At 60.8% G+C, this 16040-nt stretch carries 14 protein-coding genes; 7 read left to right on the forward strand and 7 right to left on the reverse strand.

All coding sequences use genetic code 11. The annotated features are described in order from the left end of the window. Positions 1-43: 43 nt before the first annotated feature. From EKM85_RS05615 to EKM85_RS05625, 3 genes are all read left to right on the forward strand, one after another. Entirely contained in the window at positions 44-2407 is a 2364-nt protein-coding gene (locus EKM85_RS05615) for a phosphoketolase family protein (RefSeq protein ID WP_125585297.1), read from the forward strand. A gap of 89 nt (positions 2408-2496) precedes the next feature. After that, a complete protein-coding gene (locus EKM85_RS05620; RefSeq protein ID WP_125585298.1) occupies positions 2497-3639 on the forward strand; it encodes a baeRF6 domain-containing protein in 1143 nt (380 codons plus the stop codon). 117 nt (positions 3640-3756) lie between these two features. Continuing rightward, positions 3757-4509 (forward strand): flavodoxin family protein, encoded by a 753-nt coding sequence (locus tag EKM85_RS05625; RefSeq protein WP_125585299.1) that lies wholly within the window; start codon positions 3757-3759, stop codon positions 4507-4509. 42 nt (positions 4510-4551) lie between these two features. Here the strand turns inward: EKM85_RS05625 and EKM85_RS05630 are convergent, their stop codons facing one another. Both EKM85_RS05630 and EKM85_RS05635 read right to left on the reverse strand, forming a co-directional pair. Next, entirely contained in the window at positions 4552-5328 is a 777-nt protein-coding gene (locus tag EKM85_RS05630; protein WP_125585300.1) for a gamma-glutamyl-gamma-aminobutyrate hydrolase family protein, read from the reverse strand. A 4-nt stretch (positions 5329-5332) separates the two neighbouring features. Further along, a complete protein-coding gene (locus EKM85_RS05635) occupies positions 5333-6094 on the reverse strand; it encodes a gamma-glutamyl-gamma-aminobutyrate hydrolase family protein (protein ID WP_125585301.1) in 762 nt (253 codons plus the stop codon). A 133-nt stretch (positions 6095-6227) separates the two neighbouring features. Here EKM85_RS05635 and EKM85_RS05640 point away from each other — a divergent pair, with 133 nt between their 5' ends. After that, entirely contained in the window at positions 6228-6770 is a 543-nt protein-coding gene (locus EKM85_RS05640) for an RNA polymerase sigma factor (protein ID WP_125585302.1), read from the forward strand. Continuing rightward, a complete protein-coding gene (locus EKM85_RS05645; RefSeq protein WP_125585303.1) occupies positions 6754-7500 on the forward strand; it encodes a hypothetical protein in 747 nt (248 codons plus the stop codon). Before EKM85_RS05640 ends, EKM85_RS05645 begins: the two co-directional genes overlap by 17 nt. A 60-nt stretch (positions 7501-7560) precedes the next feature. On the opposite strand, the gene EKM85_RS05650 is transcribed toward EKM85_RS05645, so the two are convergent. The 5 genes from EKM85_RS05650 to EKM85_RS05670 form a co-directional block, all read right to left on the reverse strand. Next, positions 7561-8643: a DUF4767 domain-containing protein gene (locus EKM85_RS05650; RefSeq protein WP_125585304.1), complete on the reverse strand. Its 1083-nt coding sequence runs from the start codon at positions 8641-8643 to the stop codon at positions 7561-7563. Between the two features lie 337 nt (positions 8644-8980). After that, positions 8981-9202: a hypothetical protein gene (locus EKM85_RS05655; RefSeq protein WP_125585305.1), complete on the reverse strand. Its 222-nt coding sequence runs from the start codon at positions 9200-9202 to the stop codon at positions 8981-8983. A 121-nt stretch (positions 9203-9323) separates the two neighbouring features. Continuing rightward, positions 9324-10703 carry a PTS sugar transporter subunit IIC gene (locus EKM85_RS05660; RefSeq protein WP_125585306.1) on the reverse strand — a complete coding sequence of 460 codons (1380 nt, stop codon included), beginning with the start codon at positions 10701-10703 and terminating at the stop codon, positions 9324-9326. Between the two features lie 322 nt (positions 10704-11025). After that, positions 11026-11778 (reverse strand): MurR/RpiR family transcriptional regulator, encoded by a 753-nt coding sequence (locus EKM85_RS05665; RefSeq protein WP_164510681.1) that lies wholly within the window; start codon positions 11776-11778, stop codon positions 11026-11028. A gap of 40 nt (positions 11779-11818) precedes the next feature. Then, positions 11819-13651, reverse strand: a complete 1833-nt coding sequence (locus EKM85_RS05670; protein WP_125585308.1) for an FAD/NAD(P)-binding protein — start codon at positions 13649-13651, stop codon at positions 11819-11821. Between the two features lie 150 nt (positions 13652-13801). Here EKM85_RS05670 and EKM85_RS05675 point away from each other — a divergent pair, with 150 nt between their 5' ends. Next, on the forward strand, positions 13802-15154 hold the full coding sequence (locus tag EKM85_RS05675; protein ID WP_125585309.1) for an FAD-dependent oxidoreductase: 1353 nt from the start codon (positions 13802-13804) through the stop codon (positions 15152-15154). Positions 15155-15172: 18 nt separating this feature from the next. Beyond that, on the forward strand, positions 15173-15796 hold the full coding sequence (locus EKM85_RS05680) for an LVIS_2131 family protein (RefSeq protein ID WP_125585310.1): 624 nt from the start codon (positions 15173-15175) through the stop codon (positions 15794-15796). Positions 15797-16040: the final 244 nt, after the last annotated feature.

The raw sequence follows: 16040 nt of genomic DNA on the forward strand, positions 1-16040 counted from the left end.
GGGTGATTAGCAGCAGCCTTAGACACGGAAAGCAGGGAGCAAGATGACGACGATCGACTATGATTCACCCACCTATTTTGATCTCATGACGCGCTACTGGCAGGCGGCCAACTACCTTTCCGTCGGCCAGCTCTATCTGAAGGATAACCCGCTGCTTAGGCGCAAACTGGTGGCCAGCGACGTGAAGTTCAATCCGCTGGGCCACTGGGGCACGATCGCCGGGCAGAATTTCATCTACACGCACCTCAACCGCCTGATCAACAAGTACGACCTGAACATGTTCTACATTGAAGGCCCCGGTCACGGTGGTCAGGTCATGATCTCGAACGCCTACCTCGATGGCACCTACACCGAGACGTACCCGCACATCACCCAGCACGAAAAGGGCATGAAGATCCTCTTCAAGCGCTTCTCCTTCCCCGGTGGGGCGGCGAGTCACGCCAACGCGCAGATCCCCGGCTCCATTCACGAAGGCGGCGAGCTCGGTTATTCGTTGAGCCACGCCACCGGGGCGATCCTCGACAACCCTGATGTCATCGCAGCCACGGTCATTGGCGACGGCGAAAGCGAAACCGGCCCGCTTGCGGCCTCCTGGTTCTCCAACACCTTCATCAACCCGATCACCGATGGCGCGGTTTTGCCGATCGTCGACATGAACGGGTACAAGATCTCGAACCCGACGATCCTGGCCCGCAAGTCTGATGATGACCTGCGCCAGTACTACGCCGGGATGGGCTGGGAGCCGTACTTTGTTGAAGGCGACGACGCAGCCCAGCTGAATCCGGTGATGGCCAAGACGCTGGACACGATGATCGAGAAAATTCGCGCCATCCAGCAGCAGGCCCGCACCAGCGGCGACAGCGGCATGCCGCACTGGCCGGTGCTGATCCTGCGCACGCCGAAGGGCTGGACCGGCCCGAAGGAGTGGGACGGCAACAAGGTCGAAGGCTCGTTTCGCGCCCACCAGATCCCCATCCCGGTCTCCCGCGACCACATGGAACACGCCGATGCCCTAACGAGCTGGCTGCAGTCGTACCATCCGGAGACCCTGTTCGACGCGCATGGCACGCTTTTGCCGGAACTAAAGGCGCTGACGCCGACCGGCCCCAAGCGCATGGCGGCCAACCCCATCACTAACGCCGGGGATCAGACGCCGCTGGTGCTGCCGGACTACCGCCAGTACGCGCTGAAGATCACGGCGCCGGGGCAGGACACGCGCCAGGACATGATCATTTGGTCCGAGTACCTGCGCGACGTGATCCGCCTGAATTTGCACAACTTCCGCGTGTTTGGGCCAGACGAGACGATGTCCAACCGCCTGTTCGGACTGTTTGACGCGACCGGCCGTCAGTGGGAGGAGGCCATTACCACCAGCGGCTACGACGAGGACATGGCGGCCGCCGGGCGGATCATCGACTCCCAGCTGTCCGAACACCAGGCCGAAGGGTTTCTCGAGGGCTACACCCTCACCGGGCGCCACGGCGTGTTCACGTCCTACGAGGCGTTCTTGCGCGTGGCGGACTCGATGCTGACGCAGTACTTCAAGTGGTTGCGGGAGGCGGCCGAGCAGCCGTGGCACCGCCCGTACCCGGGGCTGACGGTGGTGTCGACCTCGACGTCCTTCCAGCAGGACCACAACGGCTATACCCACATGGACCCCGGCGTCTTGACCCACCTTGCCGAGAAAAAGGGGGCCTTCATCCGCGAGTACCTACCAGCCGACGCCAACTCGCTATTGGCGATCTCCCCGGCGGTGTTTGCCAGTGAGAACACCCTGAACCTGCTGGTCACCTCCAAGCAGCCGCGGCCGCAGTTTTACACGATCGAGGAGGCAACGGTGCTGGCCCAAACCGGCCTGAAGCGCATCGACTGGGCCTCGACGGACGACGGGGTGGCCCCTGATGTGGTGCTGGCCGCTGCCGGCACCGAGCCGAACCTGGAGAGCCTGGCCGCCATCGATTTGCTGCACGAGCAGTTTCCCGACTTAAAGATCCGCTTCATCAACGTGCTGGACCTGTTGAAGCTCAAGAAAGACGATCCGCGCGGGCTGAGCGATGAGGAGTTTGACGGCTACTTCACCGCGGATAAGCCGGTCTTCTTCCAGTTCCACGGTTATGAAGATCTGATCCGGGCCATCTTCTTTGACCGCCACAACCACCACCTCTTCGTGCACGGCTTCCGTGAAGAAGGGGCGATCACCACGCCGTTTGACATGCGCGTGATCAACCAGCTTGACCGCTTTCACCTCGCCAAGGACGTGATCCAGCACGTGCCGGGCTTTGCGGCCCGCAGCGGGGCGTTTGCCCAGCTGATGACTGACACCTTGCAGCGGCACTACGATTACATTCGCGAAACCGGCGAAGATCTGCCGGAAGTGCGCGACTGGGTCTGGGCGCCGCTTAAGTGAGCGCGCGGCAAATTGTTTGCCAGGCGGGCGTGCACCTTGCTATGGTTAACATGGAGCCCGCAAGCGGGCCGGAAAAGGGGGAACCATTCATGGCAACAGACACTCAGCTTTCTTTGCAAGATTTCCTCAGCAGCGCGGACCAAGGACCCTTTGTCTCCTTGTACCTGCCGCTGGAAGCCGACCGCACGGTGGAGCAGACGCGCCTCACCCTGCGGCACCTGGTCGCGCACGCCAAGGACGTGATGGCCGAAACGCACCCTGACACGGATTTTGCCCCGTACGAGGCCAGCTTGAAGCAGGCGGCGGGTGATCAGCCGCTCATCAACCTGACGGGCCAAGGCGCCGCCCTGCTCAGCAGCGGCCCCGCCGCCATCGCCCTGAGCCTTGAGTATGCGGTGAGTCCCACGGCAATGGCAACGGCGCGGCCGCAGCTGCTGCCGCTGGTGCTTGATGCCCAGCGCCAGTTCGATTTTGACTTGCTGCTGCTTCAGCGCGATAAGATCAGCTTGGCCCAGAACTTCGGTGACACGCTGACGATGGTGGAACTGCCGGAAGCGGCGCCCACCACCCTGCTGGGGACGCTGGGGACCGAGCGCCGCGGCGGCGCGGTGAACACGGTTAGCCAGGGACCGGGGCAGGCCTCTTACCACGGCCACGCCGACCGCGCCAGCGAGGAGGAGATCGACCACCGGCGCTACTACCAGGCCGTCGACACTTACATCACCGAGCACTACTCGAACCCGGCAAAGCGCAGGTTGATCCTGTTTGGGCTCCCGGAGAACATTGCCGTTTTCCGGGAGGTCAGTCGCAACGCGCACCTCAGCGGGTCCATGCAAGTCGAGCAAAATCCCGGCGGCCTGAGCCTGGACGCCATCGATTTGGCGCTTGATGAACTGCGGCAGGGGTACGCGGCGCGCCAAGCCGATGCGACGCTGACGCTGCTGGACAACGCCCGGGGCAGCGGACGGTACGTGGAGGACCTGGGCGGGATCATCCAGGCCGTGCAGCAGCGGGCCGTTGAAACCTTGGTGCTGCGCCAGGGTGCGCGGATCCGCGGCGTGCTGACAGGCGCCCAGCTCGAAACGGGCACCGCGGCGGCCGAGCACAATAACCTGCTCAACGACTTGGCGGCACTGACCCTGGCGCAAGGGGGGCAGGTCCGCGTCCTGCCCGAAGAGCTGACGCGCCAGCGGGTCATGGCGGTGCGGCGCTACCGCAAATCAGGGGATTGACTAATGGACTAGCCGGCAAAGGCCTGGACGATGGCGTCCAGGCTTTTTTAAATTGGAAAAGTTCTAATTGCAACTCTTTAAAGAGTCTCGTACGATTGAGGAGGCGAGGTGATAAAGGTGAAAATAGTGGGGCTGTACGGCGGTCAGGACCCGAATGGGCTGACGGCCGCGTATTTGAAGGCGGTGCTGGCAGGGGCCGGCGCGGACACCGAATTTGTCGACCTGAATCAATACGTGCTGAAGCCCGATCGGCCGGGGCAAGCCAATCTGGGGCTGGACGAGCTGGAAGCAAAGCTCGCCGCGGCCGACGTGTGGGTGCTGGGCAGCCCGACGTACTTTGGCACCGTGGCCGGGCAGTTCAAGCAGTTTTTTGACTGCTTCCGCCATCGGATGGTGCGCATGACGCAAGGCGGTGACACGCTGCCTGGTAAGTACAAGGACAAGCACTACGTCAGCGTCTCGAGCTGTTTTGCCAGCGCCTTAGACAACACGTTCACGCACCAAACCGATGCGACGTTCACGATGATCGATAAGGCGATGAGCGCGGCGGGCATCTACAAGGTCGCGGAGCTCGTGCTGCCCGGAACTTGGGGGATGACGGCCGTGCCCCCCAAGAAGCTGGCGCAGGCCAAGGCCGTTGGGGCGAAGCTCGCTGCCAAGAAGCGAAAGGATGATGAAACGGTGAAACGCTACGTTCTGCTGTTGGGCATGATTGCGGTCATGGCGCTGGCCACGATGGGCATTCAGCAGCTGCTGCCATGGAGCACCAGCGGTTTTTGGCCGCGCTACCTCAGCTTTGTGGTGATCTTCTTCGTGCTGCTGGCCAGCATTTTGCACTACATGACCTTTGTGCGCCACCACCGGCGGTAACCAAAAAGCAGGACTGGCGGTTGTCAATCCTGCTTTTCGCGGTTAACGGGCCGGGCTTGCCGCGGCGAGCCCCATTGGCTGGCGGTGCGCCGCCGCCCGCTGGATGAAGTCGCGATAGATGGTCAGCTGCACCGGCGCGTCCTGCCAAAGGTTCTCGGGGTGCCACTGAATGCCCAACACCAGGTCGTTGTCCTCGCTTTTGAACGCCTCGATCGTGCCGTCGTAGGCCTTGGCAGCCAGCCGCAAGCCGGCGCCCAGCGTGCGGCTGGCCTGGTGGTGGCGAGAGTTAACGTAGGCCGTGTCGCCGATGAGCTGCGCCAGGCGCGACTTGGGCATCAGGGAGACGTGGTGCGTCGGGTACTCGCCGGACGTGGCCTGCAGGTGGCGCAGGGCCGCCGGGTTTTGACTGGCGAGGTCCTGGTAAAGCGTGCCGCCGAACGCGACGTTTAACATGTGGCTGCCGCGACACAGCCCGAACATCGGCTTGCCCGCGGCGTAGGTCGCTTTGATCAAAGACAGCTCAAAGGCGTCCAGCGGCGGGTTGGTCGCCTGGAGCGCGGGCAGGGGTTCTTCACCGTACCGGGTGGGGTCCACGTCCGGACCGCCGGGCAGGATGAGTCCGTCAAACAGCGGCAGGTAGGCCTGGATCGTTTCTGGGATCAACCGCGGATCGGTCGGGTAAGGAATCGTGATCGGCAGGCCACCGGCTTCAAGGATCGTATCCTTGAACATGGTGGGCGAAATATCGACAGTATTGGGGGTGGTGTGAACGCTGGGATCGGCGATCACGTCGGCCACGAGGGCAATCACTGGGCGCATCGGCTCACTTCCTTTGATGAGTATGGTAAAACTTGGTGGCGCGCATGACGAGATCCTTGAACAGGGCCCCTTGGCGAGGGTCGCCTTCAGCGAGGTTTTCTGGGTGCCACTGCACGCCAAGCAGCTGATCGCTGGCCGTCGACTCGATGCCTTCGATCACGCCGTCAGGGGCCGTGGCGCTGACGCGCAGGGTGCTGCCGACGTGATGGACGGCCTGGTGGTGGCGGGAATTCACGTAGGCGGTCTCCCCGATCAATTGCGCCAGTCGCGAGTCCTTGGCCATGCGGACGTGGTGCGTCGGATACTGCCCCGGCGCGGCCTGGGCGTGGCGCAGCCGGGCGGTTGGGTCGTCCGTCCCGAGGTCTTGGTAAAGGTCACCGCCGCACGCCACGTTGAGCAGCTGCATCCCGCGGCACAGGGAGAAGATCGGCAGCCCCGCCTGGATCGCCCGGCGCGTTAAGGCCAGCTCGAACCGGTCCTCTGGCAGGATCACACTGCCGAGTTTCAGCTCAGGTTCCTGGCCGTAAAGCGTGGGGTCAAGATCCGGACCGCCCGGCAGCAGCAGGCCGCAGACCACTTCCAAATCGGCTTCGATCAGCGGCTCGACTTGATCGAAGTGCTCCGGAAACGGCAGGATCAAGGGGACCCCGCCGGCATCGATCACCGCCTGCTTGATCGCTTCCGGGACGACGCTGGCGCTTTGGGTATTGATGTACGGACTGACACCGGCCAGCTGGTCGGTGGGGATACCAATGTAGGGTCGCATGCAAGTCGCCTCCTCGTACTTTAAGCGTAGCGAAATGCGGTGACCTTTTGCCAGCGGGAACACTTCTGTAAATGGTGTCAAAATTAGCCATGGCTACGCGTAGTATAAGGTGTAAGGGAAAGTGGGTGAGGAAATGGCAACGCGCATTGATGAGCAGGCGATGATCGCCCAGCTGAAGGCGCATGATGAGGCGGCGCTGATGAGTCTGGTCACGCTGTACGGGGCGTTCATTCGCCAGGTGGTGTGGCACCAGCTGCGCACAGCGGCCGAGCGCAGCGATACCGCCGACGTCGAGAACCGGATTTTTTACAAGGTGTGGGCCAAAATCGACCAATTCGATCCGGCCAGAGGGACGTTCGAGGCGTGGCTGGGCACCATTGCCAAGCATCAGGCGCTCGACTACCAGCGCGGGCTCAAAGCCTCACTTGCCGCGCTGGACATCGACACCGTGATCCTGGCCGACCAGCCGCCGGCAGAGGAGGCCGACCTGGAGGCGCTGTTTGCCGCCTTGTCTGCGCCGGAGCGTCAGGTCTTTGAACGCTATTTTGTCCAGCAGCAGACGGTGCCGGAAATCGCGAAGGCTTTGCACATCAAGCCGAGCACCGTGTATCAGCACATTTCTCGCGGCCGTAAGAAGCTGCGCCAAGGGGGTGAGTCGGATGGCAGTCATTCTTAATCCGTTTATCAAGGTCGTCAACAGTATGAACGGGATCCCGACGGAGGTCTCCGGCTTTGACGGCAACCAGTTTCTGCAGCAGCGGTTCCAGGCGCGCGAGGCGAGCCTTTACATCTCGATGCACCAGGTGATGGCCCAGGTGGCTAAACTGCTGGCGCCAGGTGAGAAAATCATCAACATGCTGCCGATGACTAACGAGGAGAACGCCGGCATCGCGACCGACGGCATGATGGGGATGTACGCGCCCAAGCAGCAGACGGCCAAGGACTATATCAATGCCCAAAGCAGCCTGCGCGGCAACCGCCTGATGATTTTCACCGACCGGCGGATGATTTTCTTCGTTGTCATCGAATTCCTGGATGATCCCAAGGCGTATTACAGCTACGAGTATCACGAGCTGAAGCACCTGATGCTCAAGCAGCACACCACCACGATCCCAGGGGCCAAGCCGTGGCAGCGCGCCTACTTCAGCTCGTACCACGTTGACTTCGAGACGCCGGAGCGCCACATTTTCAGCGAGACGCTCACCGAAGACAACTTCAAGCTGTTTAAGCGCAACCTCCTGACGATTCCCGCCATGGCGGACATTGAGATCACCGGCAAGATGGATCGCAGTTGGCGCCGCGACAATTGGCTGAGCAACTGGCACTTCTGGGCCTACCTATTTGGCGGACTGATCGTGTTTGCGCTCTTGGCGACGCTGATCGGCGGGCTGATTCAAGGCTTCTAATTTAACCTCAAAAATGGCGCCGCAGCCGTTGCGGCGCCATTTGCATAGACTTTAGCCCCGTCAGTTGGCCTGGTTCTCATCCGGGTAAATGGTGGCACCATACTGATTTGCGAGCGCCTGCGTGGGGTAGTAGTTGGTGTCGACCCACATGCCGGCACCATAAGCCGACTCGAGCACCGGCACGGTTTGCCCCCCCAGGCTGCGGTTGGTGACGGCGTAGAAGCCGCCGGCGCCGGCGCTTTGGTACCAGCCCCTGACGCTGACCCAGTGCTTCCCATCCTGCACGAAGCGGTCGGCCGCACCCCAGTCTTCCTTAGCCGGGTCCATCTTGGTCGCGTCACCGTTAAGGGCCGCGGTGTCACTTGCGGTGCGTTCCCGAATGTCGTAAACGGGTTGGTTGCCGTACTCAGGGGCCTGAATGGCATTGGCAGTGATGGTCAGCTGGCCCTTCTGGCTGTACCAGGTGCGCTGAAACGGCCGGTCAAAGATGACGGCATGCCCCGCCTTGCGGGTCGCCTTCGCGCTTGCCGCCTGGGCTTTCGCCAGGCTGGCGGCGAGGGCCTTGGACGTCAGGGTGACGGGGCGGCCGGCCACAATGTCCGCGAAGCCCTGTTTCACGTTTGCATTGGTCGTTTCGGTCGTGCTGATGATCTTGTCCGTCGGCGCGGTTTGACTGATCAACACGCGCGGCGCCCCTTGGCCCGTCAGGGTGAACAGAAACAGGACGGTCGCCGCGTCATCAACGTAGACCGCCACCACGTTGGGCTGCTTGGAGCTCCCGCGGGTCAGCTTGGGCAGCCAGGTGACAGGCGTTTGCTTGCCGTCAATGGTGATTGGCTGCTTGGTCTGATAAACCGCGCTGAGCGGAAGACCCTGCCACGTCGCAGTGGTGCCCCGGTCAGCCGCGACGAACGTCTGCTTTTTGGTCGGGCCGAAGTCCTTCATAAACGCGGCCAGTTGCTGGCCCCGCCGCTGGTCCCACTTCAGCGTGACGCCGGCCTTAACCTTGCGGCTGCTGGCCATGGGTGCGGCCACCTTGCTGCTGGCGTGACTGGAATCGCGACTGCGCTGCGCTTGCTGATTGCCGCAAGCGGCTAGGGTGAGCCCCACACTCACCGCTAGCATCGTTTGCCAAAGTTTCATTCTCCCCACCTCCTAGGGGAAGCTTCGCACGCCAATATAAATAAATCAATAACAAAGTTTGATCGATTTTTGCGGAGCCGAGGGGGACAAAAAACGGCCTCGCACATTTTGTGCGAGGCCGCAGTGGCGCGCTAATCTATTTACTATCGCTGGAAGACTTGGTGCGCCGACGACGGTGTGTTATCAGGACAAACCCCAGCACCACTAACGAAACACCAAGGGTCAGTAAGCCGGGATCCAGATTCTGGGTGCCGGGGCCTTGCGGGCTGATCATGATGACGTAAAACCCGATGGCCAACGATAACATACCGGAGCTATAGTGCCCCTTCATTTTCGGTTAGGCAACGCCAACTTGGAACAGGATCGCGGAAGCCCAGCTTTGCTTCTTGATCTCTGCTTTGGCAGTTTTGGCTGCCGCGTCCAAGTCGGTGGCGGTGGTGGTGAAGGTCGCACGCATACCCTTCTTGTCGTTCAGCTTGAAGCTGACGCCGTCTTCGTCGTAAGCCTCAAGAACGGCAACCATCTTATCAAGGTACAATGCGGAATTAACGAAAATCATGTTATCTGACTCCTTTTATAATCGAATTAGTAGTGCCGACGCGAGCGTAACCGTTTCCGCCAGCTGCTAGTGTTAATAATAAGCCACTGGTTGCGTAAAGACAACCAGTGGCTCATTGAGACTAAGCGGCGTTGTTGATGTCGTCTTCAGGGTCAGTCTGTACCCGACTTGATGCCATAACGAATGGCACCCAGATGAAGAAGGCAATGACCATGTTGACGATCGCAAGAACCGCGGCCCGCCAGTCAAACCCGGTCGCCATCAAGGCGTTCAGGATTGGTGGGGTGATCCAAGGAACCGCGATCTTAACTGGGCCGACCCAGCCGGCTGCTGTTACAAAGTACGCAATGGCAGTGTTGAGCACTGGGGCCACGATGAACGGGATGAAGTAGATCGCGTTCAAAACGATTGGCAGCCCGAACATAACTGGTTCGTTAATGTTGAAGAGGCCAGGGGCAAAAGCAAGTTTTGCGACGGCTTTTTCGTCCGCACGCTTGGAGAAGATCAGGATGGCGAGCAGGAGCACGATGGTACCACCTGAACCGCCGAACCAAACGTAAGCATCGAAGGAACCACGTACCCACTTGTATGGAAGCGGATCATGGTTAGCGAAGGCCTGGATGTTCGCGATCTGGGAAGTGCCCCAGATGGATTCCAGAATTGGCGCCATGACGTTAGGGCCGTGAATCCCGAAGAACCAGAAGACCTGAACCAGCAAAGCAACCAAGATAACCATCCCAGCACCCTGGCCAGCGTGAAGCAGTGGCGCCTGGATCGTGGCGGACAGCCAGTCACCGAAGGCGTGACCCGTTAAGGTCTGGAACAGGTAGGTAATGATGGCAATGACATACAGGGCCGCGATCCCTGGGATCAGGGTCGTGAAGGCCTTGGATACGGCTGGTGGCACAGTGTCAGGCATCTTGATGGAGATGTCTTTCTTCATCAGCCAGATGTAAACGACGGTTGCAATCGCGCCGAAGATCATGGCCGTGAACAGGCTTGAAGAGCCCAGGTTCGCGGTGCCAAAGGCGTTTGGCACAGTGAGGCTGCCGTTGGTGTAAGTCCCGCCGGCAGTGGTGATCACTTTAGCCGCAGACTTGCTCAGCTTGCCGGTGAGGGCAAGTGTGGCACTGCTGTTGATCCCCATGAAGAAGGCAGAAAGACTGATCAGAGTCCCGGCCACCCCATCAACTTGGTAAGCTTCGGCAAGGTGGTAGCCCCACATTGCAGAGAAGAAGACCGCGAAGATGGTCAATGACCCAACGGACACCGTGTTGTCGATCATGATGATCGGTTGCACGGCATTCACGAAGCCTGTCCAGCCCCATTGAGCAGGATAGGTGGAGAGTAAGGCGTTCAGTAAGGTCGCCAACGACCCGGCCATGGTGATCGGCAGCGTTGCGATGAATGAATCACGCAGTGCGACCAGCCATGGAATAGACCCAATCTTGGCGGCAACAGGAACGACGTACTTCTCCAGCAAGTTCATAATGGCTTGCATAGATAAATACCTCCCATATTTTTGTACCCCCGCACAAGTAGCAACACTGGCATGGACAAATGTGAACAATGGATAGTGACGCGCCAGCTGCTACCCTTGTGGCGAAATGTGTTCCGCACGGCGGCTCGCGGATCTACTGGCACGTCTGTCAGCAAAGCGGGTCCCTGGCGAAAAGCAATCCGGCTTTTGTTCGAAGAAAAGTCGGAGTGATTAACCACGCTCTTAGTGTAACCGGTTGCTGGAACCCTTTTCAAGGATTTGAACCCGCAAAAAAACAAAAGGCAAAAATAAAACATGTTACGAATTACGTAACATGTTTTATTTAATTTGAGGCCCGTTTGTGGGGCTGCTCCAGGCGGTGCGCGATCAGTTCAAGCAGGTAAATGATCGGCACCTGGGTGGTCAGGTTCAAGCCGCCGCGGGTCAATTCGGGCAGGTAGTAAGTGATGACTAAGTCGGCGAGGTGCGACAGGGTGGAGTCGGCGTGGTCAGTAATGGCGATCACGTTGACGCCGGCCTCCTGCGCGCGCGTGGCCATGTCGATCACCGGCTGTGATTCTCCAGAAACGGACAAGGCGACCATGACCGTGTCTTTAAGCACGGCAGTCTGATCGGGGAAGGGGTAGTCGGGATCGGTCAGCGCCAAGGAGAAGGTGCCGGTGTTGGACCAGAAGCGCGCGCCGTACTCGGCCAAAGCGGCCCCGGTGCCGATACCGCACAGCAGCACCAGCGGTGCCCGCTCCAGCCGGGTAGCGGCGATGTCGATCAGCTTGCTGAACTCGGGCGTCGTCACGGTCTCGAAGAACTCGGCCAGCGGCGCAGAGAGGTCCTGATCCGACAGGGGCACGGTTTCGCTCAGGGCGGAGCGGTGGCGCTTGAGCGCGTACCGCAGCTCGGAGTACCCCTCGTAGCCCATTTTGTTTGCAAAGCGCAGGATCGTGGTGGTGCTGACGTGGGCCTTTTCCGCCAACTCACGGATCGTCATGGCCTCGACTTCGACCTGGTGCTGGTTGATGTATGTGTAGACCGACGACTCCAGGCCGTTCAGCGTGCGCAGCTTTGCATACGGAAACAAGGCGGACCCCCCTTTTGATGTTGGCTTTATTCTACCATAATCAACGCGGGGCATTGGCTTGGGTCAAAAGCTGACGGGCGATGCGGCTGGCGAGGCGCAGGTTGATGTCGTTGACGTAGGGCCGCGGGCTGGCGGTGGTCAGCCAGTTGACCCCCTCCGTTGGCACGCCCCAGAAAAACAGTGGCCCCTGAGGCTGGCGGTGGGCATCGAGCAGCTGGGCGGTGGCTTGATCGACCAGCACGGCGCCGGACTGGAAGCGGCGATCGCCGGCGAGCTGCAGCTCGTACAAGGTGGCCATGCCGTCGTGCAGCAGCTGCGCAAGCAAAGGACTCTCGGCGGCCGAAGCGTTAGGCGCCGGGACCCGCGCCTCGATCAGCGCCGTGCCGGGGGCTTGAAAGGCTTTGTCCGCCCCTGAGCCGGCGATGAAATGGCTGCCTTTAGTGGTGATCGTCATTTGCGGGGGCAAAAAGGTGATGATCCCGGCTTGACTCAGGGCCAGCAGCTGCTCGATGCGCACTGCCGGCGGGCCGATGGAGAGAAAATCGTTTAAGCCATTGAACCAGCGCAGGAAAAAGTCGAGGTACTGATCGTCGCTGAGCAGCCCGCGGGAGACCACCTGGCGAATGGCGTCGCGCATGTCGCGCAGCACCTCCAGGGCGGCAGTCAACGGCCCAGTCTTGCTGCCTTGCAGCGCGGCTGCGGCGTCCTTGGCCAGGTAGGCTTGCAGCGCCGGCTGCAGGTCGCCGGCTGGCAGCTGGGTCAGCGTGTCCCAGTCCAGCAGTTCTTCCGGCGGCAGTCCTAGCGCGGCGACGGCTTGCTTTGGCTGCTGCAGGAAGTCGCTTTGAAAAGCCGCCAGGTCGCCTGCGGTCAATGTAGCCGAAAGCTTCAGCGTGTAGTAGACAAATTCCGCCTCGTGCTGCAGCTCCCGCCAGAACTGCTGGCCCTGGATGGGCCCGGCCGCCTGCCAGTTCTTCAGCCTTTGCGTTGTCAGAAAGCGCGCCGGCCACTGCTCACCGGGGGCCTTTTCGTTGCGGGCCTTGGCGTGGTATGGCAGCCCGCGCCGCGATCCGGCCACCAGGTGCGGCTCTTGGCCGCTTTCGTGGTAGGCCAGCGTCCCGTCTGTCTGACGCGTAAAGCGGCCGCCGCGCCCTTCCGTCAGGCGACTCACAAAGTCAAAGAAGCTCAGACCTAACCCGCGCAGGATCACCACGTCTTGATGGCCAATGGCGTCAAGGTCGCCCTCGGCGGGGAACCCCGGCGGCAGGTAGAAGCGCTGGTGTGCGTCCGCAAAGGTCTGAAGCTTGGCTTGCTCGCGGGTCAGCGAGTTGGGCAGCGTTCCCAGCGCCATCACCACGCCGTCAAAAGTGGTCGCCGCGGCGGCCGTGGTGACCGCGTACGGCGGGCCGGGGTGAACGCTGAGCACGCGCTGCTGCTTAAATGCAATGGTCGCGCCTTTGCCGCGGCGCCGCTGCATTTCCGCGAAAAACCAGGCCATGTAGTACCCGTAAAGGCCACGCGGCGGGTAATCATTGGCCCCGAGGCGGGCGGCGGCCGCAGCGTATGTGGCCGCGAACGGTCCGCCTGCTTCGGGGATGAACGCGGCGGCGTGGCGCCGGCTCCACTGCGCCAGGTCGGGGCCAGGGGCAATCGGGCCGGGGGCTTCGACGGTGCGATCGAAAAAGAGGGTGATGTCCTGCGCGGCGGTGTTCATGATCAGGTGCGGGTCTTGATCGCGCCGCCAGACCCGACCGCCGATGGGGAACGGGTCGTACAGCGTGACGGCGAGGGGGGTGTGCGTTTGGTTCTGCCACGCAACGAGGCGTTCCAGGACCAGTAGGCCGCGCGGGCCGGCGCCAATCAGTGCAATTTTCATAAAGTTATCTCCCAGTTGCCGAGGTCAGTGCCACTAAGCTACCCTTATTGTAATCCGCCGCCACCTGAACCTGGTAGCGCGGCGGCTTTTGCTTTCGAATCAATCGTGTCATAATAAGAAGGAATAGCCTTAGTTTGGGAGGAAGACGCCATGAAGATTGCCGTTGTCGGGTGCACACACGCCGGAACTGCGGCGGTGGTGCAGATCGCCACTGAGCACCCAGAAGCAACCGTCGATGTCTATGAGCGGCGCGGCGACATTTCATTTTTGTCCTGTGGCATTGCGCTGTATCTAGAAGGAACGGTGACGGATCCCCAGACCCTGTTTTACGCGAGCAAGGAGAGCTTAGAGGCACTGGGGCCGAATATTCACGTCCACCTGCGCCACGATGTGCTCAGTGTGGACGCAAAGCACCATTCGCTTGCGATCCAGGACATGACCAATCGTCAGAAGTACTCCGCGACCTACGACAAGCTGATCGTCTCGACGGGCAGTTATCCTGTCGTGCCGCCGATCCAAGGTGTCAGTGTCCCCCGCGTGTTGATGTGCAAGAATTACGACGATGCGCTTGCGATCAAGGCCACCGCGCAAAATGCGCGCCGCATCGCAGTGATCGGCGGCGGCTACATCGGCGTGGAAATCGCCGAGGCGTACAGCCGGATCGGCCATGAGATCCTCTTCATCAACGGCGTGCACCATCTGCTCAGCCATTACGTTGATGTTCCCTTGGCCAAAGAGGTCGAAGCAGAGCTTGGCAGGCACGGCGTTGACGCGCACCTGCAGGAGGTGGCCCTCAAGTTCGACAGCGACCAGGACCACGTCTACATCACCACGGACAAGCAGGAGTGGCAGGCCGACTTGGCCGTGGTCTGCGTCGGGTTTCAGCCGATGACGGAACTGGTTGATGGTCAGGTTAACATGAACGCGGACGGGTCGATCCACGTCAACGACTACATGCAGACCTCATCGCCGGACATCTACGCGGCGGGGGACACGGTAGCGGTCCACTTTAACCCGACTCATCGTGATGCTTACGCCCCGCTGGCCACCAATGCGGTGCGGCAGGGCAAGCTGGCGGCGATCAACCTGTTTGGCAATAAGGTCCGCTACATGGGGACGCAGGCGACTTCGGCCCTGCGGCTTTACGATAAAACCTTGGCCTGCACGGGCTTGACCTTGGCGCGGGCGCAAAAGGCAGGCTTTGACGCTGCGGCGGTCGACCTGGTCGATCATTACCGGCCGGAGTTCATGCCAAGCACGGCGCGCCTCTCGATGCGGTTGGTCTATGATCGCAGCAACCGTCGGATCCTCGGCGGGCAGCTGTTTTCACAGTACGACGTCGCCCAGTCCGCTAACCTGCTGTCGGTGATGATCCAAAACCACAATACCATTGATGAGTTGGCCTACGTTGATATGTTGTTCAATCCGTACTACGACCGGCCGTGGAACTATCTGAACCTGCTTGGCCAAAAGGCGGTCGAGCAAGCGGACGCAACGAAATAACCTGCTGGAGGAGTTACTATGTGGAACTATATCGGTGTGGCCGCCTGGCTACTGGTGGTCCTTTACCTTATTTTCATCATTTGGCACATTCGCGCGCGGCACCTTAAGATGGTGGTTCGGGGGCAAAAGCCGGGGCTGACGTGGCTGATCGATCTGATCGAATGCGGCGTTCTCGTGCTGGCGGTGTACAGCCTGGTCTGGGCCGCCTGGCTGCGGCCAATCGACTACGCGGACAGCAAAGTGGTGGCCGTTAAGTATGATTACCACCCGCTGATCCTCCAGACCGGGGCGACGCGTTCCTATTACGTCAGCGTGCAGTCCGGTAACGGGACGCAGCCCGTGCGCTACTTCACCTACTGGACGGCAGGGGCCAAGAATCAGACCAACAGTCGGGATGCGGATATTTCCGACGGCACCGATCCGCTCACGGTGAAGGCCAGCGTGTACCCGTGGCACCACAGCAAGCTGATCAAGCTGGATACAGCGGCGGAGAAGGCCTACGTGGCAACCATGACGGCGCACTACCGCAAGACGTTCCTCAACGGTCTGGGCATGCACGTCGGCCATTTGGCAGAGCGGTTTGATCTGATTCGGATCCCGAACGAGACGTTCCTCAAGGTCGTGCCTAAACAGGTCGAGTAAATGAAAAGACGCTGGCCAATTGCGTGAAAGCAATTGGCCAGCGTCTTTTAGTTTGGCGAATTAGCAAAATGGTGCGTGCGGAATAAAGGACCGTGGGCGAGCGCCAAAAAAGCTGCCAAGGGCCGGGGCCGTCTGGGGGCCGTTGGGACAGGACGTGGCAGCTTTTGGGCGGTCGGGCTAGGTGCGCGAAGCCCTCGCAGCCTGGTAGTTGCGCTCCGGGTTCGCAACGGGGGAGCATCCAGCT

Origin of the sequence: Lacticaseibacillus jixianensis (assembly GCF_003946485.1) — a bacterium.
Lineage (GTDB): Bacteria > Bacillota > Bacilli > Lactobacillales > Lactobacillaceae > Lacticaseibacillus > Lacticaseibacillus jixianensis.